The organism is Undibacterium sp. Ji83W (assembly GCF_049340385.1).
In the GTDB taxonomy this organism is placed as follows: Bacteria; Pseudomonadota; Gammaproteobacteria; order Burkholderiales; family Burkholderiaceae_D; genus Undibacterium.
In genome coordinates, this window is sequence record NZ_JBMPOZ010000019.1 from 77284 (window position 1) to 100560 (window position 23277).

The window sequence follows — 23277 nt, forward strand, 5'->3', positions numbered from 1 at the left end:
ATTGAGAGATGGCGATGTACCTAGACTATACAATCTCAAGTGCATAGACAGGCTTTTGGAATCAATATGAGATTAACCGCATTTACCGACTACACATTGCGCACCCTGATTTATCTGGCACAACACCCTGATAGGCTGGTTACCGTACAAGAAATTGCTGAGCTGCACAGTATTTCAAAAAGCCATCTGACCAAGGTTGTCCATCAACTGGGAATGTCAAATAAAGTGGAGACCATACGCGGTCGTCATGGCGGTTTGAAACTGAATCTGCCACCAGAAAAAATTAATATAGGTGACGTAGTACGTGCCGCAGAATCTGACTTTTATATGGCTGAGTGTTTTGACGGCCAGAGCAACACTTGCAGCTATGCAAGTGCTTGTATTTTAAAAGGCGTGTTAAGCAAAGCAACCGCCTCATATCTGTCAGTACTTGATGCAGTAACACTGGCAGATTTAGTCGCGCAAAAAAGCAAAACTGACAAAATACAGATTTTCCCCAGCAATAAAGTAAAGCGAAAATCAAGCGCTACATAGAACTCATTTTGTCGCTGTCAGTCATCTCCGTATGAAAAAAATGATCACTTCCGGGAAAAACATCTAACTTCTTATTTCATATCAAGGATCTTTGAGAAATACACCAGTATTGTGAATAGCGACGATATCCCTCCCCAAGCTCACTAGCTTCACATAACAAAGGTGCTCATATGAAAGACATGTTCAGAGGATTCTCTGCTTCCGTAGCCTCACGGATATTACTCGCTTCCCTATTCCTGACTTTGTCAGCGCATGCTGCAGATACCAAAAACAATAAAAGCTCCAGTGATTTTGGTCCTCCACAAGGGAAGCCCATCCACGCAGTACTCACCAGCCCACCAAATGTACCGCCGCCACTACACCGCAACTATCCGGCAAAGGTGATCGTCGAACTGGAAGTCGTGGAAAAGGAAATGGCAATTTCTGAAGGTGTGAAATACATGTTCTGGACCTTTGGTGGCACCGTACCTGGCAGCTTCATTCGTATACGCCAGGGTGACACGGTTGAATTTCATCTCAAGAATCACCCCAGCAGCAAGATGCCGCACAACATCGATTTGCATGGTGTGACTGGTCCTGGCGGCGGTGCATCATCCAGCTTTACCGCACCTGGCCATGAATCACAATTTACCTTCAAGGCACTCAATGAAGGTATCTACGTCTATCACTGCGCGACAGCACCTGTCGGCATGCATGTTGCCAACGGTATGTATGGCCTGATCCTGGTTGAACCGCCACAGGGCTTGTCGCCTGTGGACCATGAATACTATGTCATGCAAGGTGACTTCTACACCACAGGAAAATACCGTGAAAAAGGCTACCAGCCGTTCGACATGGAAAAAGCCATCGATGAAAAACCGACCTATGTCTTGTTCAACGGAGCAGAAGGTTCCATGACGGGTGACAAGGCATTGACGGCAAAAACGGATGAAAAAATTCGCCTGTTCGTCGGTAATGGTGGCCCTAACCTGGTGTCAAGCTTCCACGTGATTGGTGCCATCTTCGATAAAGTACGTTTTGAGGGCGGCAGCAATTTCCAGAAAAATGTACAAACTACACTCATCCCGGCTGGTGGTGCTGCTGTAGTCGAATACCAGACCAAAGTACCCGGCAGCTATGTACTGGTCGATCATTCGATTTTCCGCGCATTCAATAAAGGCGCACTGGCCATCATGAAAGTGGATGGTCCAGCCAAGAAAGACATCTATTCAGGCAAAGAACTGGATTCAGTCTATCTGGGCGATCGCGCACAAGCCAATCTGGCAGCGGTCAGTACAGCAACAAAAGCCGCTGAAAGTGGCACGCTGACGGTACAGGACCAGGTTAATGCAGGCGGGCAATTATTCGCGGGTACCTGCTCAGTCTGCCACCAAGCAAATGGCGCGGGCCTGCCCGGTGTCTTTCCTCCGCTGGCACAGTCAGACTATTTGAATGCCGATCCACAAAGATCCATCGGCGTGCTGTTACGCGGGCTGACTGGCAAGGTCACAGTCAATGGGAAAGAGTTTGATTCTGTCATGCCAGCCATGAATCAATTGAATGATGATGAAGTCGCCAATATTCTGACTTATGCCTTGAATAACTGGGGCAATAAAGGTGGGCGCGTACTAGCCAGTGAAGTCAAGGCGGAACGCGCCAAGGCCGTACCGGTGAAAGCAGCAGCACATTAATCACATCATCGATACAATCAATCGGATAGCGATAAATTTATGGCGAATTGGAGCAGTTGCAATAGCAAACCAACTTTCAGACAGGTTTTGTTGAGTGCAGTTTTTTTGCTCTTTTCAGCTGTCACCAATGCAGCTGATTCTGCTACTGGTTCTACTACTGATTTTGCCACCAATTATGTCGCTATTCCCGGCAATCAGTTCGCCAGCGTATTGTCAGGGCCAGACCTTAAAGACAAGGCAAAGGTCAAACCCTTTGCCATGCGCATCAGTCCGGTAACGAATGGCGAATACCAGCAATTTCTGCAAACGCATCCAGAATGGCGAAGAGATAGCGTTCCATCTATTTTTGCTGATGCCAGTTACCTGCATACATGGTCATCGCCAAATGAACCCGGTGATGCACAAAAATTGACACAGGCAGCCACCAGCGTCAGTTGGCATGCAGCCCAGGCCTATTGCGAAACTGAAAATGCGCGATTACCTGCATGGTACGAATGGGAACTTGTCGCCGCAGCGGATGGGCAACATGCCGATGCCCGCAGTGACCCGGCCTGGCTGGCACACATACTTTCCTGGTATTCAGTATCGTCGGATCAGTCGTCAACTAACTCAACTAACATCGGCCACGCACCCAATTATTACGGCATCAAAGATATGCATGGCCTGATATGGGAATGGGTCAGCGACTTCAATGCCTTGCTGATCAGCGCTGACAGTCGCACTCAGGGTGACCCGGACAAGTTGCAATTTTGTGGTGCCGGGGCTATCAGTCTGCAAAACAAAGAGAACTATGCAATCTTGATGCGGGTCGCATTGCTGTCATCACTGACGGGTGCAAGTACTACCGACAATCTGGGATTTCGCTGTGCTCGTGATCTCAATGGAGAAAGAAAATGAAATCAGTATTGAACGCATGCAAGGCGACTGTTGCCGCCCTCTTTCTATGCACGCTACCTAGCTACGCAGCTACTGTCGAGCCAGCAAAAACCACAAAGCAAGTACAAACTTTTCCAGGTGATTCAGTTTACCAATTACCGATTACACTAGAAAATCAACAAGCCACCAAGTTCAAGCTTGCGAATCAGGCTGGACATATTGTGATCGCCAGCATGTTCTATAACTCATGTGAATATGTTTGCCCCATGCTGATAGACACCATAAGAATGCTGGAGAAAAAACTGGATGAGCAAGAAAAGTCCCATTTATCCTTCCTGCTGGTGACACTCGACCCAGCCAGGGACGACGTCGCCACTTTACAATCAATCGCAAAAGCCAGGGAGCTGGACAAGCAGCATTGGGTACTAGCCCGCACTAACGAAAAATCAGTACGGCAATTAGCTGCAGTATTCAATATTCAGTACAGGCAAATGGAGAGCGGCGAATTTAACCACACCAGCGCACTAATTCTATTGGATAAAAATGGCCGCATTCTCGCCCGTAGTGGCACGCTAGGTACAGTTGATGATGAATTTTTACAGAAAATAAAATCATCACTCAAAACCCTTGATGCAGACTCCAAGCACTAAGTCTTCTATCCATAAAAAAACGGCCCTGTCAAAGGGCCGTTTTTTTACACCGCAAAGCTATCTTACTTGCTAGCCAAGGTGTCAGGCTTGCTCCAGCCGCCACCGACGGCCTTGTAAATACTGACCACAGACGACAATTGCGCACGCTTGCTGTCGATCAGACTGGCTTGTGCCTGGAACAGATCGCGTTGCGCATTCAAGACTTCCAGATAACTGCTATAGCCGTTCTTGTAGCGCAAATCTGCCAGGCGCAACGAATCTTTCAAGGCAGTGACCCTGCGCTCAGAAGCTGCATTGACTTGCTCATTGGCAGCCGTATTGTTCAGCGCATCATGCACATCACGGAAAGCACCCTGCACTGCCTGCACATATTGCGCCAGCGCCTGGTTCTTGCGGGCTTCGGCCCCTTGCACTACCGCAGCAATTGCACCGGCACGAAATACCGGTTGCGCCAGACTACTGCCCAGGCTCCACAACAGCGAAGCAGGATTGATCAAGTCCCGGAATACGCGGGACTCATAGCCAGCAGTCGTCGTCAATTTAACACTAGGGAAATATTGCGACTTGGCCTGACCGATGTCTGCATTGGCAGCCACCAGTGCCTGCTCTGCCGACAAGATATCCGGGCGACGGTTGAGCAAATCAGATGGCAGGTCTGCTGGCATGATCAGTTGCTGATGCAGGCTACCGATCTCATTACCACGCGCAATCACAGGTTGTGCGATAGCGCTGGCAGAACGGCCCAGCAAGACTGCCAGTGTCGATTCTATATTCGACAAAGACTGTTTAGCCTGAGCAAAACTGATTTCTGCTGCAGCAGATTCAGATTCAGCCACATGCAAATCAAGTTCACTGGTCGCACCCGCTGTAAAGCGACGCTGTTGCAAACGCAGGTTTTCCTGACGTGTTTTCAGGGTCGAATCAGCCAGGGCCAGTTGTGCATCCGCCGCACGCATGGCGAAATAGCTTTGCGCAACATTCGCATACAGGCTGCTTTGTACCAGGCCACGGCTGGCTTCCTGTGCCAGCAAACGCGCACGGGCGGCTTCATCCGCACGCGCCAGCTTGCCCCAAAAATCAACCTCATAAGATGCAGTCAAACTCAGTTGAAAGTCTTTGCTGTAAGGGCTGACACCGGTACCCAGCTTGCCAGCGTTTTCGCTGGTACGAGTACGGGTAGCGCCCAGATTAGCATCTACACTGGGATAGCGATTTGAATTGGCACCAACAGCGACCGCACGTGCTTCTTCAATGCGGGCAGCAGCCAGGATCAGGTCCTGATTATTTCTTGTAGCTTCATCCAGCAGGCTATCCAATACCGGGTCCTGAAAACTTTTCCACCAGGCTGCATAGTCCACTGCAACCTGTTTATTTTGTGTCGCCACTACACCCAGGCTAGCCGGTGTTTCCAGCGCCGGGCGCTGGTAATCCGGCCCGACCGAAGCACAGCCTGCCAGCACCATGCTGGCAACCAGTGTTGTTAATATGAATTTTGTACCAGACATCATTATTCCTTCACATCTGCTTGAGGTGCATTGTGCAAAATATGGACAGGGTGTTCAAAATCCTGCTCAGTGGTTTTCAAGCGTCTGTCATTGATCAGCTTGAAGAACAGAGGCACGAAGAAGATCGCCAGGAAAGTCGCTGCCAGCATACCGCCCAATACACCAGTACCCAAAGATTGACGCGCCGCAGCACCTGCGCCGTGCGAGAAAGCCAGTGGTACCACACCCAAAATAAACGCCAGCGACGTCATCAAAATCGGGCGGAAGCGCAAGCGTGCCGCTTCCAGCGCCGCAGCCACCGGTGCATAACCTTCATGCACTTTCATGACCGCGAATTCCACAATCAGAATCGCATTCTTCGCCGACAAACCTAATAGCGTCACCAGACCGATCTGGAAGTACACGTCATTGTTAAAGTGACGCAGGTACACCGCCAGCAAGGCACCGAAGATACCGAATGGCATCGCCAGCAAGACCGAGAATGGCAAAGACCATTTTTCATACTGTGCTGCCAGGATCAGGAAAATCATCAAGACACCAGCACCCAATGCCAGGCCTGCAGCATTGCTGCTGCGTTTTTCCTGGAAGGACGCGCCACCCCAGTCGTACACAACATCAGCAGGCAAGACGTTTTTCGCGGCTCTTTCCATCGCTGCAATCGCCTGACCAGAACTGAAGCCTGGCTTGGCATCACCCAGCAATTTAATCGATGGCAAGGCATTGAAACGTTGTACAGAGTCAGGACCAGTAATGAACTTGATAGTCGTGAAAGCACGCACAGGTATCATCTGACCAGTGGCAGAACGCACATACATACTGCCTATGTCATCTGGCTTGGCGCGGTACTGGCCTTCTGCCTGCAATTGCACGGTGTAGATACGGCCATTCTTGTTGAAGTCATTGACGTAGTAACTACCCATGGTCGCAGCCAGGGTGTTATACACATCCGACAAGGCCACACCCATGGAGCGCGCTTTTTCATTGTCCACGTCCACATACAACTGTGGTGAATTGGCTTGCCACAAAGTTTTTACACCAGCCAGTTCAGGTTGCTTGTTGGCTTCAGCGATCAGCAATGGCAACAGTTGCGCCAGACGCTTGACGCCGCCTTCACCTGCATTTTGCAGATAGAACTCAAAACCACCGGTCTGACCCAGGCCCTGAATTGCAGGCGGGGCAAAGAACAAAGGCAAGCCTTCCTTGATACGGCCAGTTTTCATATAGCTTTCGCCCACCATCTGCTGGGCAGACTGGGTACGCTCTTCCCAAGGCTTCAAGGGGAAGAACATGGTCGCAGCAGAAGATTTCAAACCGCCGCCGCCAAGGAAATCCAGACCAACCAGGGCAAAGGTGGTATCAATATTCTTGTTGGTTTTCATGATGGATTCAACCTGACGTACCATCGCATCAGTACGGTCCAGAGAAGCACCATCCGGCATGATCGCTGCACCGATGAAATAACCCTGATCTTCATCCGGCACCAGACCACCAGGCACGTTTTTCCACAACAGGCCAGTCAGGGCAACCATACCCAGCACCAGTGCAATACCCAAGACAGCGCGCTTCATGAAGAAGGTAACGCCATCGGTATAACGCTTGGTCAGACGCAGGAAGGCCGCGTTAAACCAGGTGAAGAAACGGTTGTGATTTTCTGAACCTGGTTTGAGCAAGATCGCGCACAAAGCTGGTGTCAATGTCAAAGCAACGATACCGGACAAGACCACAGCAATGGAAATCGTGACCGAGAACTGACGATACAACTCACCCGCCAGACCACCGAGGAAAGCAATAGGACCGAAAGCCGCTACCAGCACCAGCACGATCGCGATAACCGGGCCAGTCACTTCATGCATGGCCTCAATCGCTGCATCTTTTGGTGTCATGCCTTCTTCATTGATCAGGCGCTCAACGTTTTCCAGCACCACAATCGCATCATCCACCACAATACCAATCGCCAGCACCATACCGAACAGTGTCAGCGTGTTGATGCTGTAACCCAGCAAATGCAGACCAGCCATAGTACCAATCAGCGATACCGGCACAGCCAGTGTCGGGATGATGGTGGCACGCCAGCTTTGCAGGAACAGGTATACAACGACGAACACCAGGGCCATCGCTTCGGCCAGGGTTTTCAACACTTCAGCAATCGACTCAGTCACGAAAGGTGTGGTGTCATACGGCGTGGCATATTCCATACCTTCCGGGAACTTGGCTTTCAGGTCTTTCAGGGTTTGCTCTACAGCCTTGCGGGTTTCCAGCGCATTTGCACCAGTCTGCAAGAACACACCAATGTTGGCAGATGGGTGGCCATTGACGCGGCCATACAAGTTGTAATCCTTGGAACCCAGTTCAACACGAGCAACATCGCTGATACGGATGGCAGAACCACCCTTGGCTGACTTGACAATGATATTGGCAAACTCAGACGGTTCCAGCAAACGGCCCTTGGCCGTCACTGTCATTGTCAGTTCTTCTGTGTTATTTGGAGGTGCACCTACTTTACCCGCTGCATACTGGGCATTTTGCTCAGTAATGGCAGTAGAAATATCACCCACTGTCACACCCAGTTGCGCCATGCGGTCAGGACGCATCCAGATACGCATTGCATAATCCTTGGCACCGAAAATCTGGATATTGGTGGTACCCGGCACACGCTTCAGCGCATCCAGTACGTTTTGCGTTGCATAGTTGGACAAGAACAATGCGTCATAGCGATTATCTGGCGAGAACAATGCCGCCACTACCAGGAAATTGGACGAACTCTTGGAGACCGTCACACCCTGACGACGTACTTCTTGCGGCAATTTGGCATCAGCCTGACGTACGCGGTTATTGACGTTAACTGCAGCGATATCGAGATCCGTACCAACTTCAAATGTGACGTTGATCGATACACGGCCATCAGCAGAAGAAACCGAATCCATATACAGCATGTGTTCCACGCCGTTGATCTGCTCTTCAATCGGGCCAGCCACTGTGCGCTCAACCACCTCGGCTGACGCGCCTGGATAGACCGCAGTCACATTCACTACCGGCGGAGAAATCTCCGGGTAGCGCGAAATCGGCAGGACGCGCAAGGCGGCCAGACCGGCCAGCACGATGATCAGCGATAAAACAGTCGCGAAGATCGGCCGGTTAATAAAAAATTTTGAGAACATGAATTATTCCTTGTAGCCTTAGCTTTGTTATGCAGCGGATTTTCAGCTTGATACTTTGGCTTAATTTACGGGCTTAGTGTTTTGCCTCGGCGCTGGCTGCTGACGGGGCCGCACTGGCTGCAGGTGCTGAAGCAGATGCACTGGCAGCAGCCGGTTTGCCTTCAGCAGCAGGAGCACCAGGTGGCGCACCCGCTGGCGCAGCTTGCGTTGCAGCCTTGGCCGTGATCGCGATTGGCGTTACCGTCATGCCTGGGTCATGCGCCTTGATGAAACCATCCACCAATACGCGGTCGCCGCCTTGCAAACCCTTGGTCACTATCCATTCACCATGCGACCAGCCATCCAGCTCAACCGGTTTTGGCACCAGCTTGTTATCCGGCGACACCGTGAACACGATCTTGCCCATGGGGCTATCGATTACCGCACGTTGTGGTATCGCAATGGCAGCACTACGGGTAGCACCGCTAAGTATCACGCGCACGAACTGGCCCGGGCGCAAAGTACCTTCAGGATTAGGCACCTGGGCACGGGCATCAAAGCCACCAGTAGCAGGATTCACTTTTTCACTGACAAAATTCATCTTGCCTGTGGTCGGTGACATGCTGCCGTCAGCCAGTTTTAACTGCACATCAAAAGCCAGGCTGCCGTTATTGGTTTTCTTGCCAGGCAAGGCAATCTTGCCAGCGCCAACATCCTTGCTCAGCTTCAGATAATCCGCTTCCGGCACGCTAAAGTTGACATACACAGGATCAGTTTGCACGATGGTCGTCAACAAACTGTCTGTCGCGGTCACCAGACTACCATTGGATTTGGCAGCAACACCAGTCACACCATCGATAGGTGCCACAACACGGGTATAACCCAGATTGAGCTTGGCTTCATTGACCTGTGCCTGTACTTGTTTGAGGCTGGCTTCTGCGGTTTCCAGCGCAGACTTGGCATCGTCAAACTCTTTCTGGCTGATGGCTTTTTCTGCAGCCAGCGGTGCCAGGCGAGCAAATTCGCGCTTGGACTGGTTCAGCTTGGCCTCTGCCACACCCGCAGCAGCCTCTGCAGATGCCAGTTGCGTGCGGTAAGCGCCCTGATCAATCTGGAACAGGACAGTGCCTGCCTTGACGCGCGAACCTTCTTCATACAGACGGTTTTCCAAAATACCGGCAACACGGGCACGCACTTCAGTTTCGCGTGAACCTGCGGTTTGCGCCGCATATTCAAAATCCAGACCCAGGTTACGAGTCTGCACAGTAACTACATTCACTTCTGGCGGCGGCATCTTGCCTGGGCCAGCAGCATTTGCTGCGCCTTTATCACCGCAAGCAGCCAATACCAACAAGGGCACGCTGATGGCAGCAATACGCAAAGCAGGCAAAGCCTGAGTCACATGACTAGTAATCGAAGATAGCTTTAATACATTTATTATTGGTTTTGCAGGGGAGCGCATAGGAGATTCTTTCTTCTAAAAGGAAAGGCGGTGTGCTATTATATACATTCACGAATGTTTGTAAATAAAGTTTTTAAACAGCCCTACGGTATTTCAGGGATTTTGGGCGAAGCTGGATTTGTTCTGACCTATGAAAAACCACTGCAAGTGGCTGCAATTTTTCTGAAGTCGTATTTTCTTATTTAGCTGACTCTTTCATGAGTCGTTTTCAAATTAACAAAATTTGGGATCAGCCATCAGTGAAACAAATGCAAATACAGGACCGCATCTTTACTGATATTACTTTTTACTTATTTATAGCGCGGTATGGTTAAAGCCTCATGACAAGCTGGTAATGCGAGTTGACATGGGATAAATGCTTAAGCAAGAAAACAAGTATAAAGCAGACAAAAAATTTCTGCTTTGCAGCATTAAATTTGATCTGAAACAGGTCCGTTTAAAGAAAAAATGTTCCAGTATCAATCAGTAACAATGCAGGTCTGGCAAATATGAAATGGGTACACATATACCTATTCATCAAAGTGAACGAGAATTTGAAAACTCCCGGTAATTTCACTTTGCAGTAATTACATACATGACGAAGAGACAGCAGAAAAATTGTACGTAGCGATTAAAAAAATTTGCAACGTGCGCAAAGGAAACAAAATGGTCAGAAAGACGAAAGAAGAAGCGCAGGAAACCTATAATACGCTGCTCGACGCAGCAGAAAAAGTCTTCGCTGAAAAAGGTGTCACCAGTACCACACTCAATGATGTTGCCATTGCAGCAGGCATGACGCGCGGCGCAATTTACTGGCACTTCAAGGATAAAAACGCCCTCTTTCAAGCCATGTGTGACCGCGCCTTCCTGCCCATGGAAGCCCTGCTCAATGAAATTGTTTCCACACCGCACAAAGACCCACTCGCTGGCATCAAACAATTAAACGTCCACTTCCTTAATCTGGTCACTGGCAATGAACGCCAGCAAAAAGTTTTTGACATCATTTTTCATCGTTGCGAAAAAAACAGTGAACTGATCTTCTTCAGCGCCGAAAGCGAAAAACGGGTTGAATGTCTGGCCAAAGTACAGGCCATGATCCAGCAAGCGGTTGACCAGGGGCAGTTACATCCCGACACCGACACCTGGATCGCCATGCAAGCCATTCACGCCTATGTCATAGGCATAGTCCATGAATGGCTGGAAGACTCTTCAGCCTATTGCCTGATGCTTCATGCTGAGGACATGGTTGATATATTCATGGCAGGCCTGGTCGCCCGCCCGCCATTAAAGAAACCAAAACCAGCAGCAAAGGAAAGCACCCTGCATCTGGTCGTAGATAATTGAAACTAAGCTAAAACCAAGCCAGACCAGGCAAATCTGGGCTAGACCGGCAACTTCCAGTCAAAACGTACTGCCATCATGCGCAGTACGAAGCATATGCCCACTCCAAAACCCAGCGCGACACCCTCATTGATCTGTAGCCAGTTCAGCAGCAAATAAGCCCAGCAGCCAGCAAAGGCGCAGGTTGCATATAAATGGCTGCGTCTGAACACCAGCGGTATTTCATTACAGATAATATCGCGCAAGACACCGCCAAATATACCCGTGATAACCCCCATCATGACGCAAACAAACATAGGCATCTGCGCCTCTTGCGCCAGCGACGCCCCAGTCACACTGAACAAACCCAGGCCCAGCGCATCAGCCAGCACGATGGCATTTTCAGTCACCGCATTACGCAAATGTCGCAAAAACGGGATGGCGATAATCGACATGACAAAGATGAGGATAGGGTATTCCTGATTCTCTACCCAAAACAGTGGCCGCCTGTCCAACAACAGGTCACGCAGCGTGCCGCCGCCGAAGGCCGTGATAAAGGCTACGGTAAACACCCCCACCACGTCCATACGCTTGCGCCGCGCCTCAATAAACCCTGAACTGGCAAAAGCCAGTATCCCGGCGACTTCAATGGTATGCAACATCGAACTCATACCCAGATAGCTCGTCGTCATGCTTCTCCTTCGGGATTTGGTGCAAAAATGGGGATTTTAGCAAGTTAGGAGTGGTTTTGGGTCTGATAGTCTATGGTTCTTTAAATTCAAGACCTCTCAACACAGAGGCACAGAGACACAGAGCTATCACAGAGAAAGACTGAGAAAAATCGAAGATATCCAGAAGCTCATGCAAAGAAACCACCCTCAAATTCGTCGTTCCTGCGCAGGCAGGAACCCAGCGGCGTTCGTAGTAAACTAGAGTAGGTCGCAACAAAAAGACCTTAATAAATATAAAATAAGCAATATTATCTCACTCAAACTCACCTTATCGTCCTCAAATTTATCTGCGATAAGCCGCCCGCCTCCACAACATTCCATCGCAAAAACCTTAATTTTCATTGTATAATCATCGGCTTGGCATTTTGGGCGTCCAAAATCCAGACAATTATTTAACCTTTGGCAAGTGATAATGCAATCGGGTCAAGAAGCAAGACGACCGACGAAGTGCTTATTGGCTACCTACACTATTTTCGAGGCAAGCATGAGAGATGGCATCCACCCAAATTATCGCGAAGTTCTGTTCCACGACGTTTCTTGCGATTTCAAATTCATCACACGTTCAACTATCAACACTCGCGACAAAGGTGAGTTTGAAGGTAAAGAATACCCACTGGTAAAGATCGAGGTTTCTGCAGAATCTCATCCTTTCTACACTGGCAAACACAAAATCGTGGACACAGCCGGTCGCGTTGAAAAATTCCGCCAAAAATTCGGCAAAGTCGGTTCCAAGACTTCTGTCGCCAACTAATTGGCCAGGGAAGCACAGACCAGTCTCAAGTAGCACAGTCTCATGCGTTAGCAGGGCAATCCTTGCTAATACAAAATCGCGGAGTACGCAAGACCGTCTGTGGTTCCCAAGAATTTTTAGTAAAAAAGGCAGCTCAGGCTGCCTTTTTTACTAAAGCTTTACCCTACAATAAGCATCCTTTCCCACCACCACCCAGATATGAAGCCAGTCCGACTTCCTGCTGCCGCAACAGTTGCGCTACCGCGCTGGGGAATCATCGCCCTCTGTCTCCTGTATATCCTGCCCGGCCTGATAGGCCGCGACCCGTGGAAAGGTGACGACGCCGCCGGTTTTGGCATCATGTGGACCATGGCGCATGGCACGCTGGCTGACTGGCTGTGGCCGCACATCGTTGGCCTGCCCATGCCAGAAGAAGGCCCGCTGGCTTTCTGGCTCGGCGCCATCTGCATTAAATTATTTGGCTGGCTGGTGGGTGAACCCATGGCCGCCCGCCTGAGCACAGGCGTCTCTTTCCTGCTCGGCTCCCTCTCGGTCTGGTATGCCACTTATCTGCTAGGCCGCAGACCAGAAGCACAACCACTGAAGCTGGCCTTTGGTGGACAGCCCGAAGCACGCGATTTTGGCCGCACCCTGGCCGACGGTGCCCTGCTGATTTATCTCGGTTGCCTGGGCCTGCTATTGCGCAGCCACGAGACCAGTGCAGAAGCCCTGCAAATATCCCTGATCGCCTGCACCCTGTACTTATGCATACGCCTGCTGGATGAACCGGGCAGACTTACCGCCGCAAAAATCGGCGGCATACTTGGCTTGCTGGTCCTGACCAGGGGCTGGGTATTGCCAACAGGCTTGTGGATCAGCCTGCTGGCAGTCTGTGCTTATCGCCAGCAACGCGAACCCCTTAAATATTTGATCAACACCACCCTGCCGCTGGCTATTGTCGTTACGGGTATCTGGCTGCTCACCATCAGCCTGGCACATCCCTATGACAGTTCGCCTTACCAGGCATGGATGCAGTGGAATTATCACCAGTTCGACCTCCCCAAATTCGACAGCATCAGCTACCTGTTCCGCTATGGCATCTGGTTTAGCTGGCCCGCCTGGCCGTTTGCTGCCTGGGCTATCTTTGCATGGCGCAAGCAAGAAAAAGCCATGCACATCTCCCTGCCTGTCAGTTTCTTGATTTGCTTTGGCGTGCTCGGCATACTCAATCACCAGTCAGAAGAAGCAATACTCTTACCGATACTGCCACCGCTGGCGATACTCGCCGCCTTTGGCTTGCCAACCATGAAGCGCAGCGCCATCAATGCCGTCGACTGGTTCTCTGTCATCGTCTTCACCGCTGTCGCCGCCTTTATCTGGCTCTACTGGCTGGCTGACCAGACAGGCTGGCCAACTGGCATGGCAAAAAAAGCCGGTAACATGGTGCCGGGTTATCAATCCAGCTTTAATATCTTTGTCTTCATCATCGCCCTGGTGGCGACGGTAGCCTGGTTCCGCCTCGTATACTGGCGCATCTCCAGACAGCCTGCCGTATTGTGGCGCGCGGTAGTGCTATCCAGTGGTGGCGTCATTTTGTGCTGGCTTTTGGTGCAAAGCCTGGGGTTGCCATGGATAGACCAAAAAGTCAGCTATGCGCCACTGGCCAAAGAACTCGCACAAAAAGTACCATCCGATATGGGCTGCATACAAGCCCATGTAGGCCCGTCACAACGTGCTTCATTTGCGTATTTTGGCAAACTGCAATTCGCTGGATTTTCTGACCATGACTGCCAGCTTTTACTGGTACAAAACAGTAAAAAATCCCTGCATGAAAGCGTACTGCCAGCAGAATACAAGCAAGAAAACTGGACTGTTCTCTGGTCTGGCCACCGCGCTGCCGACAATGATGAATTGTTTACCCTGTACCAGCGCAAGCAGCAATGAAGACCGAGCACCCCAGCACACTGCGCGGCAACATCAAACGCATCGCCTCACTATCATGGCCCATGATGGTGGGACAGATGGCCGTGGTGGGCAATGGGGTGATAGACACAGCGATGACTTCGCGCTTCTCGGCGACTGACCTGGCCGCACTCTCCATCGGCATCTCGATTTACGTCAGCATCTTCGTTGGCCTTAACGGCATCTTGCAAGCCATCTCCCCCGTGGTCGGCCAATTGTTTGGCGCACGCAAATTCAAAAAAATAGGCGCAGAGATTAAACAAGGCGTATGGCTGGGCGGTTTTCTCGCCTGCATAGGCTGCCTGATATTGCTGTTCCCAAATAGCCTGCTCTCCATCGCACAAGCCTCGCCAACCTTGAATGACAAGGCCGCACAATACCTGCAAATCCTGGCCATCGCCCTGCCCGCCACGCTGGGCTTCAGGATCTACGGCGCGCTCAATAACGCAGTTGGCCGCCCCAAGATGGTCATGGCCATACAGCTCGCTGCACTGGCAATCAAAATCCCATTAAACACCCTGTTCATTTTTGGTGGCCTTGGCATACCCGCCATGGGCGGCCCAGGCTGCGCTGCCGCCACAGCCGTCAATGCCTGGCTCATGCTCATCACTGGCTGGCTCATGCTCAAGCACGTCAAATATTATGAATTGTTTGCCCTGTTTGGCACCGGCTTCGTCAAACCCAACTGGAAAGCCCTGCGCAGCCTGCTGCACCTCGGCATACCCATGGGCCTGAGCTACCTCATCGAAGTCACTGCATTCGCCTTCATGGCCCTGTTCATCGCCCGCCTGGGTGAAGTCGCCGTATCCGGCCACCAGCTCACCGCCAACTTTGGCACCATCCTTTACATGCTGCCGCTGTCGATTGCCAGCGCTACCGGCACCCTGGTCGCGCAAGCCATAGGCGCCAAACAAATGCAGGCCGCCCGCGTCACCGGCAATGCCGGCATCATCCTGGCCGCCATGCTGGCCGTACCTATCGGTATCACCATCTGGTTCGCCCGCGACCTGATACTACATGCCTACACATCCAACCCCATCATCATCGCCGCAGCCTTCCCGCTGTTCACCTTTATTTCGGTGTACCAGATTTTTGATGCGATACAAGTCACCACCGCCTTCATCCTGCGCGCCTATAAAATCGCCATCGTCCCCACCATCCTGTACGCTTTCGCACTATGGGGCTGCGGCCTCGGTGGCGGCGTCATGCTGGGCCTGGACCCCTACAACATCAGCCCCGCCTTTTTGCACGGCGCAGCAGGCTTCTGGATGGCCAACAGCACCAGCCTCGCCATCGTCGCCTTCAGCCTGTGGTACTACCTGCGCATAGTCCAAAAACGCTTCCCCACCCCCGCCATGTGGCGCAGGAACGTAAATTTCGACCAGCCAGGCAGAAACCCATGATGAATAACAAAAATAAGAAAACCGGCAAACCCGGCAAAAGCAGCAGGCCGCTTGCAAAATTTTGACGGCTCTGTCATAATTTCGTTCTGCGTTGCCGAGATGGCGGAATAGGTAGACGCACGGGACTCAAAATCCCGCGCCGCAAGGCGTGCCGGTTCGATTCCGGCTCTCGGCACCAATTAGATGTTTTAAGACATCCAGCAACATACAAATCAACCCGTGTTTCTCTATGAAGAACGCGGGTTTTTTGTTTATTAGCGTCCAAGCAGATTTATTGCCAGCCAATTTTTTTGCATCCATCGCACTTCTTAGCAACGCCGCCAAACACTCGCGCGCCATTTTCCAATCCAGAAATTATTCTTCATTTCAAAAAGGAAGAAGTGCATTAAGTTATTAGCCCATCAAGTACAATCTTTACTCCCTCCGAAGCGCAGCACAAATACGACACCGATGGATAAGAAAACTCTCACCGAACGTGATATTTGCACAAAGTACATTACACCAGCCGTAACAAGCGCTGGCTGGAACTTGCATAGCCAAATCCGTGAAGAAGTGAGTTTTACCAAAGGCCGCATCATAGTGCGGGGCAAGTTGCATACTCGCGGCGAGCAAAAGCGTGCTGATTACATCCTCTACTACAAGTCGAACATTCCACTGGCAATCATTGAAGCCAAAGACAATACTCATAATTTAGGCGCAGGTATGCAGCAAGCGCTCAATTATGCAGAGACCTTGGGTGTACCATTTGTGTTTAGTTCTAATGGTGACGGCTTTCTGATGCATGACCGGACAGGGAACGCAGAAAAGACAGAAATAGAACTCAGCCTGGATGCCTTCCCTGCCCCTGCTCAACTTTGGCAGCGTTATTGCCAATGGAAAGGAATAGAAACTCCTGCCGCAATCCAGACGATTGAGATGCCTTATTATGATGATGGCACTGGTCGTGCGCCTCGTTACTATCAGGCAAGCGCCATCAATAACACCATTGAAGCGGTCGCTCAGGGGCAACAACGCATACTTCTGGTGATGGCAACTGGAACGGGCAAAACATACACCGCTTTCCAGATAATCTGGCGCTTATGGAAATCTGGTACAAAGAAACGCATACTGTTTCTGGCAGATCGCAACATCCTCGTCGATCAAACCAAGAACAATGATTTCAAGCCTTTCGGCGCGGCCATGACCAAGATAACAAAGCGTCAGGTCGATAAAAGTTACGAAATTTATTTGTGCCTTTATCAGGCGGTCACTGGCACAGAAGAAGAACAAAACATCTACAAGCAATTTTCGCCTGACTTCTTTGACCTGATCGTCATTGACGAATGTCATCGTGGCAGTGCTGCCGAGGATTCCGCCTGGCGTTCTATTTTGACTTACTTCTCTAACGCCACGCACATAGGCTTAACCGCTACGCCAAAAGAAACCAAAGAGGTTTCAAGCATTAACTATTTTGGTGATCCAGTTTACAGCTATACCCTCAAGCAAGGGATTGAAGATGGCTTCCTCGCTCCATACAAAGTGGTACGTATCGATATAGACAAGGACGTACAAGGCTGGCGTCCAAGTAAAGGACAGTTGGATAAGAATGGCCAGGAAATTGAAGACCGTATCTACAACCAAATCGATATGGACAGAACCTTGGTACTGGAGAAACGCACAGAACTCGTCGCCAAAAAGATCACCGAATTTCTCGCGGCCACAGATCCATACGCCAAAACCATCGTCTTCTGCGATGACATTGATCACGCCGAGCGCATGCGCCAAGCTTTAGTCAATCTCAATAAGGAAAGAGTAAGAGAAAATCGCAAATACATCATGCGGATTACTGGTGATGAAAAAGAAGGTAAAGCCGAGCTTGATAATTTTATCAATCCAGAAGAACGATATCCAGTCATTGCAACAACATCAAAGCTCATGACCACAGGCGTTGATGCGCAAACTTGCAAGCTCGTGGTATTGGATCAACACATCAATTCCATGACCGAGTTCAAACAAATGATAGGACGTGGCACGCGCATCAATGAGGATTACGATAAATACTGGTTCACCATCATGGATTTTAAGAAGGCGACAGAACTGTTTGCCGATAAAGACTTTGATGGCGAGCCAGTTGTCATCTATGAACCCGCAGCAGACGAATCACCAGTACCGCCAGACGAAGAAACCGAAATCTTGTTGGATGAGCATGGCAATCCCATTTTTCCCGAAGATACCAATACTCAAGATCAACTCGTCTATGATGAAAGTCAAATCGATCTAAACGGCAACGAACTGCATCAAGGCCGCGTAAAATATATCGTCAGCGACGTTGAAGTTTTTGTCACTTCAGAACGCGTGCAATACATGGGGCCAGACGGCAAGCTCATCACCGAGTCTCTTAAGGATTACACACGCCAGACTGTACGCAAAGATTACACATCGCTAGATCAATTCCTCGTGCGCTGGAGTAAAGCAGAACGTAAGACTGCCGTCCTGCAAGAACTTGAACAGCACGGCGTATTGCTAGAAGCGCTGGCACAAGACGTAGGCAAAGACTTTGACGCTTTCGATTTGATCTGCCATATCGCCTTCGATCAACCACCACTCACCCGCCGTGAACGAGCTGATCAAGTAAAAAAACGCAACTACTTCACAAAATATGGCGAGCAAGCAAGGCAAGTACTGGAAATACTTTTGGAGAAATACGCTGACACTGGCATAGAAAATATTGAAGACATTAAAATCCTGACCTTAGATCCATTCAAAACCATGGGCACGGCCAGTGAATTAGTCTCCGCTTTTGGCGGCAAACCCGCATATATGGCCGCGCTTTATGAGCTAGAACAAAATCTTTACGCATAAACATTCAAATAAGTAGGGTGCGCCATGCGCACCACCGAAACTACCAACAATCAAAGATAAGTGCGTATACCGCACCCACGTAAACATAACCCGCAACATTAAGAAATCACCATGAGCATTTCCAGCACCATCAAATCCATCCAGGACATCATGCGCAAAGACGTAGGCGTCGACGGCGACGCCCAACGACTCAGCCAGTTAGTTTGGATGTTATTCCTCAAGATATTTGATGACCGCGAATCAGAATGGGAACTGCTGCAAGACAACTACCGGTCACCACTGCCAGAAAAATACCGCTGGCGCAACTGGGCTGCCAACTCAGAGGGCATGACAGGGGACGAACTCAAGAAGTTTCTTGATATTGATATGTTCCCGGCATTACAACAACTTGAAGCCAAGGGTGATGACCAACGCGCCTACGTTATACGCTCTGTGTTTGAAGACGCCTACAACTACATGAAATCTGGCCAACTGATACGCCAGGTCATCAACAAAATTCAGGAAGGCGTCGATTTTAACAAAGCGCAAGAACGTCACCTGTTCGGCGATATGTATGAACAACTGCTGCGCGACCTGCAAGCCGCAGGCAATGCCGGTGAATTCTATACGCCCCGCGCAGTCACAGCCTTCATGGTGCAAATGGTTAACCCGCGCCTGGGTGAAAAAGTCATGGACCCCGCCTGCGGTACCGGTGGATTCTTGACCTGCTCAATTGAACACATTCGCAGTCAGGACGTCAAAACCGTTGAAGACGAAGCAGAATTGCAAAGAAGCATACTAGGCATAGAAAAAAAACCTATGCCGCATTTGCTTTGCACCACCAACATGATCTTGCATGGCTTGGACACGCCTATCAACATCCGCCATGACAATACCCTGTCCCACCCGCTGATCAGTTGGGGACCAAAGCAGCGCGTTGAAGTCATCGTCACCAATCCACCATTTGGCGGCATGGAAGAAGACGGCATAGAATCCAACTTCCCCGCCGCCTTTCGCACCCGTGAAACCGCCGATTTGTTCCTGGTGCTGATCATGCAAATGCTCAAGGCCGGTGGCCGTGCAGCCCTGGTTTTGCCGGATGGTTTCTTGTTTGGCGAAGGCATCAAGACGCGCATCAAAGAAAAGCTGTTAGCAGAATGCAATCTGCACACCATCGTGCGCCTGCCCAACGGCGTGTTCGCCCCCTACACAGGCATCAAGACCAATCTGCTGTTTTTCAGCAAAGGCACGCCTACACAAGACATCTGGTTTTACGAGCATCCTTACCCGGAAGGCGTCAAGACCTATAACAAAACCAAACCCATGAAGCTGGAAGAGTTCGCCGCAGAACGCGCCTGGTGGGGCACAGAAGCAGATGGCTTCAAAGCCCGCACAGAAAATATCCAGGCATGGAAAGTGAGCCTGGAAGACATTAAGGCACGCAACTACAACCTCGACTGCAAAAATCCGCACATAGGCGAACAAGAGATCCACGACCCGGAAATATTGCTAGCGCAATACGCCGCCATGCAAGCCGACATCAGTAACTTGCGCGGTCAGCTCAAAGACATCTTACAAAATGCCTTGCAAGGAAACGCTTAATCATGACAGTGCCAGTCAATATTCAACCCCTATACGAACAAGTTCGGCTAATTCTTGATGGCGCCCAGCAGCAAGTTCGCCACACCATTAACGACGTCATGGTGCAAAGCTATTGGCATGTCGGTCGTTTAATTGTAGAGGACGAACAAGGCGGCGCTGCCCGTGCCCAATATGGCAAACAGACTCTGCAACTTCTATCGCAAAAGCTCAGTGCTGACTATGGCAAAGGCTTTTCACCGCAAAGTTTATGGAATTTTAGACAATTTTATCTAGAGTTCCCAATTCTCTCCACGGCATGGAGAGAATTACGTTGGTCGCATTTCAAGGTCTTAATGCGGATTAAAGACAGCACCGCCCGCGATTGGTACACCAAAGAAGCGATAAGCCAAGGCTGGAGTGTCGCCGCACTAGATCGCCAGGTGAGCACCCAATTCTACGAACGTCTGCTCTCCAGCCAAGACAAGCTCGCAGTACAAAGCGAGGCGGTCGCCCTCATCGCAGAACAAACCCCAAACGACCCACGCGACTTTATCCGCGATCCTTATATTCTGGAATTTATCGGTGCCCAACCCAGCGCCACCCTGTATGAAAAAGAACTGGAAACCAATCTCATAGGCCAGCTACAAAACTTCTTGCTAGAACTAGGCAAAGGCTTCGCCTTTGTCGCCAGACAAAAACAATTGCGCGTAGAAGGCGATGATTTTTTTGTCGATCTGGTGTTTTACAATTACCTGCTCAAATGCTTTTTGCTGGTCGATCTTAAAGTCGGCAAACTCAGCCACCAAGACGTAGGCCAGATGGACATGTATGTGCGCGTCTTTGAAGAACAATATCGTGGCGAAGGCGATAATCCCACACTAGGCTTAATCCTCTGCTCTGAGCGCAATGAAGCCGTCGCTAAATATTCCCTGTTAGCTGACAGCCAACACCTGTTCGCCAGCCGCTACCGCGCCTTCTTGCCGACCGAAGAACAATTACAAGCCGAGCTACAACGCGACCGCGCCGTGCTGGAGAATGCCCAAACCGGAGACGATGCATGAGTGCACTACAACATTTAATCACCGAACACATCGACATCTGGACTGCCGCCGATACCGAAAAAAAATCGGGTCGTGGCCGTGCTTCCAGCAATGCCGGTAGCGTGTATGGCATCAAGAAACTGCGTGAATTGATTTTAGAATTGGCCGTGCGCGGCAAGTTGGTGCCGCAGAATGCGAATGATGAACCGGCTAGTGAATTGATTAAGAGAATACAGACTGAGAAAGCTAAACTGGTTGCTGAGGGTAAGATCAGAAAAGATAAACCGCTAGGCGTGATTATTGAAGCAGAAAAGATTTTCGACTTGCCGAATGGATGGGAATGGGTGCGATTTAACGACTATGCAACTGATATATCTACTGGTCCATTTGGGTCGATGATCCATCAATCAGATTATGTAGTTGGAGGTATTCCATTAATCAACCCTTCACATATGATAGGTGATGAAATAGTTCCAGACGAATCAATTTCCGTTTCAACGGAAATGGCAAGAAAGCTTGGCGCGTATACGATTTACAAAGGCGACATCGTAATGGCACGAAGAGGTGAAGTTGGTCGAATTGCACTCGTTACAAGTAAAGAAAATGGTTGGCTATGCGGAACCGGAAGCTTTGCCCTTAGATTTTCCAACGAAATCCACCGTGACTATTTAAGAGTGCTTTTCCGATGTGTATATGCACGTACATATCTCGCGGGAGAAGCGGTAGGAACAACTATGGTAAATTTGAATCATGGAATTCTAAAAAAAATGCCGATTGGCTTACCCCCGCTAGAAGAACAACACCGCATAGTCGCCAAAGTCGATGAACTGATGGCGCTGTGCGACCAACTAGAAGCCCAGCACAGCAACGCCGCCGACGCCCACGAACAACTCGTCAGCCACCTGCTAGGCACGCTCACGCAATCGCAAGACGCCGCAGATTTCAACACCAACTGGCAACGCATCGCCACGCATTTTGACACCCTGTTCACCACCGAATCTAGCATAGACGTTCTAAAACAAACACTGCTACAACTAGCCGTTATGGGAAAACTTGTACCGCAAGACCCAAACGACGAACCAGCCAGCGAATTACTCAAGCAAATACAGATTGAGAAAGCCAAATTAATTGCTGAGGGCAAGATCAAGAAAGACAAACCACTGTCGGAGATTGGCGAGATTGAAAAACCATATCAATTGCCAAAAGGTTGGAATTGGGCACGAATGATCGATTGTGCCCAGCAAATTACTGACGGCGAGCATTTAACGCCAGAACGTACGGTAGACTCAACCAAAATACCATTAGTAACAGCAAAAAATGTCCGCGATGGCAATATGGACTATACGGATACAGATTTTGTTGATTTTCATATTGCCGCAAAATGTTGGAATCGTTGCAAACCTGAGCTCAATGATATTTTGATTGTTTCGGTAGGAGCGACTATTGGACGGTTGACCATCATCGACGATCATCGCGACATGGTAATCGTCAGAAGTGTTACGTTAATAAAGCCATTGCAAATTCATATCCCTTATCTAGCCTTAGCCTTACGGAGTCCTCTTCTGCAAAAAAGTATTTGGGCTGGCGTGAAACAAAATGCGCAGCCGTGTTTGTATTTATCAGTATCAACTAATTTGCCAATTCCAGTGCCGCCACTTTCAGAGCAACGCCGTATCATAGCTAAAATAGGGGAGCTAATGAGCTTATGCGATCAACTGAAATCCCGCATCACAGATGTTCGACTATGCAGACAAAAACTAGCTGACGTATTAGTTACAAATGTAGTGTAAAGAAGTCTGAAAAAATTCGTAAAACTATTTTTTAGTTAGGGCACCTCTGATCAAGTCCAAAATCGCAAAATTAAATCTCGAAAAATC

General features: G+C 49.9%; 16 protein-coding genes and 1 tRNA gene. 13 read left to right on the top strand and 4 right to left on the bottom strand.

The genetic code is table 11. The features are described from left to right. Nucleotides 1–66 precede the first annotated feature (66 nt). The 4 genes from ACO0LD_RS24375 (at nucleotide 67) to ACO0LD_RS24390 (ending at nucleotide 3730) form a co-directional block, all read left to right on the top strand. Nucleotides 67–534, top strand: coding sequence for an RrF2 family transcriptional regulator (locus ACO0LD_RS24375; RefSeq protein ID WP_423010794.1), 468 nt, complete (start codon nucleotides 67–69; stop codon nucleotides 532–534). Nucleotides 535–704: 170 nt separating this feature from the next. Further along, nucleotides 705–2204 (top strand): copper-containing nitrite reductase, encoded by a 1500-nt coding sequence (gene nirK / locus ACO0LD_RS24380; RefSeq protein ID WP_423010796.1) that lies wholly within the window; start codon nucleotides 705–707, stop codon nucleotides 2202–2204. Between the two features lie 39 nt (nucleotides 2205–2243). Continuing rightward, the gene (locus tag ACO0LD_RS24385; RefSeq protein ID WP_423010798.1) at nucleotides 2244–3101 is read left to right on the top strand and encodes a formylglycine-generating enzyme family protein; all 858 of its coding nucleotides are present in this window, start codon (nucleotides 2244–2246) and stop codon (nucleotides 3099–3101) included. Beyond that, entirely contained in the window at nucleotides 3098–3730 is a 633-nt protein-coding gene (locus tag ACO0LD_RS24390) for an SCO family protein (protein ID WP_423010800.1), read from the top strand. Before ACO0LD_RS24385 ends, ACO0LD_RS24390 begins: the two co-directional genes overlap by 4 nt. A 62-nt stretch (nucleotides 3731–3792) precedes the next feature. On the opposite strand, the gene ACO0LD_RS24395 is transcribed toward ACO0LD_RS24390, so the two are convergent. The 3 genes from ACO0LD_RS24395 to ACO0LD_RS24405 all read right to left on the bottom strand — a co-directional run bounded on the left by ACO0LD_RS24395 (nucleotide 3793) and on the right by ACO0LD_RS24405 (nucleotide 9834). Beyond that, nucleotides 3793–5235: an efflux transporter outer membrane subunit gene (locus tag ACO0LD_RS24395; RefSeq protein ID WP_423010802.1), complete on the bottom strand. Its 1443-nt coding sequence runs from the start codon at nucleotides 5233–5235 to the stop codon at nucleotides 3793–3795. Between the two features lie 2 nt (nucleotides 5236–5237). Next, complete coding sequence (locus ACO0LD_RS24400; protein ID WP_423010804.1) at nucleotides 5238–8393, bottom strand: efflux RND transporter permease subunit; 3156 nt, start codon at nucleotides 8391–8393, stop codon at nucleotides 5238–5240. Nucleotides 8394–8466: 73 nt separating this feature from the next. Beyond that, nucleotides 8467–9834 (bottom strand): efflux RND transporter periplasmic adaptor subunit, encoded by a 1368-nt coding sequence (locus tag ACO0LD_RS24405; RefSeq protein ID WP_423010806.1) that lies wholly within the window; start codon nucleotides 9832–9834, stop codon nucleotides 8467–8469. Between the two features lie 645 nt (nucleotides 9835–10479). On the opposite strand from ACO0LD_RS24405, the gene ACO0LD_RS24410 reads away from it, so the two are divergent. After that, nucleotides 10480–11157 carry a TetR family transcriptional regulator gene (locus tag ACO0LD_RS24410; RefSeq protein WP_423010807.1) on the top strand — a complete coding sequence of 226 codons (678 nt, stop codon included), beginning with the start codon at nucleotides 10480–10482 and terminating at the stop codon, nucleotides 11155–11157. A 38-nt stretch (nucleotides 11158–11195) separates the two neighbouring features. Here the strand turns inward: ACO0LD_RS24410 and ACO0LD_RS24415 are convergent, their stop codons facing one another. Further along, complete coding sequence (locus ACO0LD_RS24415; protein ID WP_423010809.1) at nucleotides 11196–11825, bottom strand: trimeric intracellular cation channel family protein; 630 nt, start codon at nucleotides 11823–11825, stop codon at nucleotides 11196–11198. A 523-nt stretch (nucleotides 11826–12348) separates the two neighbouring features. Here ACO0LD_RS24415 and ACO0LD_RS24420 point away from each other — a divergent pair. The 8 genes from ACO0LD_RS24420 to ACO0LD_RS24455 all read left to right on the top strand — a co-directional run bounded on the left by ACO0LD_RS24420 (nucleotide 12349) and on the right by ACO0LD_RS24455 (nucleotide 23190). Next, nucleotides 12349–12615, top strand: a complete 267-nt coding sequence (locus ACO0LD_RS24420) for a type B 50S ribosomal protein L31 (RefSeq protein ID WP_422638803.1) — start codon at nucleotides 12349–12351, stop codon at nucleotides 12613–12615. A gap of 198 nt (nucleotides 12616–12813) precedes the next feature. Further along, complete coding sequence (locus ACO0LD_RS24425; RefSeq protein WP_423010812.1) at nucleotides 12814–14538, top strand: ArnT family glycosyltransferase; 1725 nt, start codon at nucleotides 12814–12816, stop codon at nucleotides 14536–14538. Continuing rightward, nucleotides 14535–15959, top strand: coding sequence for an MATE family efflux transporter (locus ACO0LD_RS24430; RefSeq protein ID WP_423010814.1), 1425 nt, complete (start codon nucleotides 14535–14537; stop codon nucleotides 15957–15959). Before ACO0LD_RS24425 ends, ACO0LD_RS24430 begins: the two co-directional genes overlap by 4 nt. Nucleotides 15960–16052: 93 nt before the next feature. After that, nucleotides 16053–16137: transfer RNA gene (locus ACO0LD_RS24435), tRNA-Leu, on the top strand. A 272-nt stretch (nucleotides 16138–16409) separates the two neighbouring features. Continuing rightward, on the top strand, nucleotides 16410–18800 hold the full coding sequence (gene hsdR, locus ACO0LD_RS24440) for an EcoAI/FtnUII family type I restriction enzme subunit R (protein WP_423010816.1): 2391 nt from the start codon (nucleotides 16410–16412) through the stop codon (nucleotides 18798–18800). A gap of 111 nt (nucleotides 18801–18911) precedes the next feature. Continuing rightward, nucleotides 18912–20381, top strand: coding sequence for an N-6 DNA methylase (locus ACO0LD_RS24445; RefSeq protein WP_423010818.1), 1470 nt, complete (start codon nucleotides 18912–18914; stop codon nucleotides 20379–20381). Nucleotides 20382–20383: 2 nt separating this feature from the next. Beyond that, nucleotides 20384–21421: a PDDEXK nuclease domain-containing protein gene (locus tag ACO0LD_RS24450; RefSeq protein WP_423010820.1), complete on the top strand. Its 1038-nt coding sequence runs from the start codon at nucleotides 20384–20386 to the stop codon at nucleotides 21419–21421. Then, nucleotides 21418–23190 (top strand): restriction endonuclease subunit S, encoded by a 1773-nt coding sequence (locus tag ACO0LD_RS24455; protein WP_423010822.1) that lies wholly within the window; start codon nucleotides 21418–21420, stop codon nucleotides 23188–23190. Before ACO0LD_RS24450 ends, ACO0LD_RS24455 begins: the two co-directional genes overlap by 4 nt. Nucleotides 23191–23277: the final 87 nt, after the last annotated feature.

What these genes read in the sequence shown, in the direction of transcription:
- ACO0LD_RS24405 (WP_423010806.1), bottom strand. Translation starts at nt 9,834, where the DNA reads ATGCGCTCCCCTGCAAAACCAATAATAAATGTATTAAAGCTATCTTCG.
- ACO0LD_RS24400 (WP_423010804.1), bottom strand. Translation starts at nt 8,393, where the DNA reads ATGTTCTCAAAATTTTTTATTAACCGGCCGATCTTCGCGACTGTTTTA.
- ACO0LD_RS24415 (WP_423010809.1), bottom strand. Translation starts at nt 11,825, where the DNA reads ATGACGACGAGCTATCTGGGTATGAGTTCGATGTTGCATACCATTGAA.
- ACO0LD_RS24445 (WP_423010818.1), top strand. Translation starts at nt 18,912, where the DNA reads ATGAGCATTTCCAGCACCATCAAATCCATCCAGGACATCATGCGCAAA.
- ACO0LD_RS24410 (WP_423010807.1), top strand. Translation starts at nt 10,480, where the DNA reads ATGGTCAGAAAGACGAAAGAAGAAGCGCAGGAAACCTATAATACGCTG.
- ACO0LD_RS24430 (WP_423010814.1), top strand. Translation starts at nt 14,535, where the DNA reads ATGAAGACCGAGCACCCCAGCACACTGCGCGGCAACATCAAACGCATC.
- hsdR (WP_423010816.1), top strand. Translation starts at nt 16,410, where the DNA reads ATGGATAAGAAAACTCTCACCGAACGTGATATTTGCACAAAGTACATT.
- ACO0LD_RS24385 (WP_423010798.1), top strand. Translation starts at nt 2,244, where the DNA reads ATGGCGAATTGGAGCAGTTGCAATAGCAAACCAACTTTCAGACAGGTT.
- ACO0LD_RS24450 (WP_423010820.1), top strand. Translation starts at nt 20,384, where the DNA reads ATGACAGTGCCAGTCAATATTCAACCCCTATACGAACAAGTTCGGCTA.
- ACO0LD_RS24390 (WP_423010800.1), top strand. Translation starts at nt 3,098, where the DNA reads ATGAAATCAGTATTGAACGCATGCAAGGCGACTGTTGCCGCCCTCTTT.
- nirK (WP_423010796.1), top strand. Translation starts at nt 705, where the DNA reads ATGAAAGACATGTTCAGAGGATTCTCTGCTTCCGTAGCCTCACGGATA.
- ACO0LD_RS24375 (WP_423010794.1), top strand. Translation starts at nt 67, where the DNA reads ATGAGATTAACCGCATTTACCGACTACACATTGCGCACCCTGATTTAT.
- ACO0LD_RS24395 (WP_423010802.1), bottom strand. Translation starts at nt 5,235, where the DNA reads ATGTCTGGTACAAAATTCATATTAACAACACTGGTTGCCAGCATGGTG.
- ACO0LD_RS24425 (WP_423010812.1), top strand. Translation starts at nt 12,814, where the DNA reads ATGAAGCCAGTCCGACTTCCTGCTGCCGCAACAGTTGCGCTACCGCGC.
- ACO0LD_RS24455 (WP_423010822.1), top strand. Translation starts at nt 21,418, where the DNA reads ATGAGTGCACTACAACATTTAATCACCGAACACATCGACATCTGGACT.
- ACO0LD_RS24420 (WP_422638803.1), top strand. Translation starts at nt 12,349, where the DNA reads ATGAGAGATGGCATCCACCCAAATTATCGCGAAGTTCTGTTCCACGAC.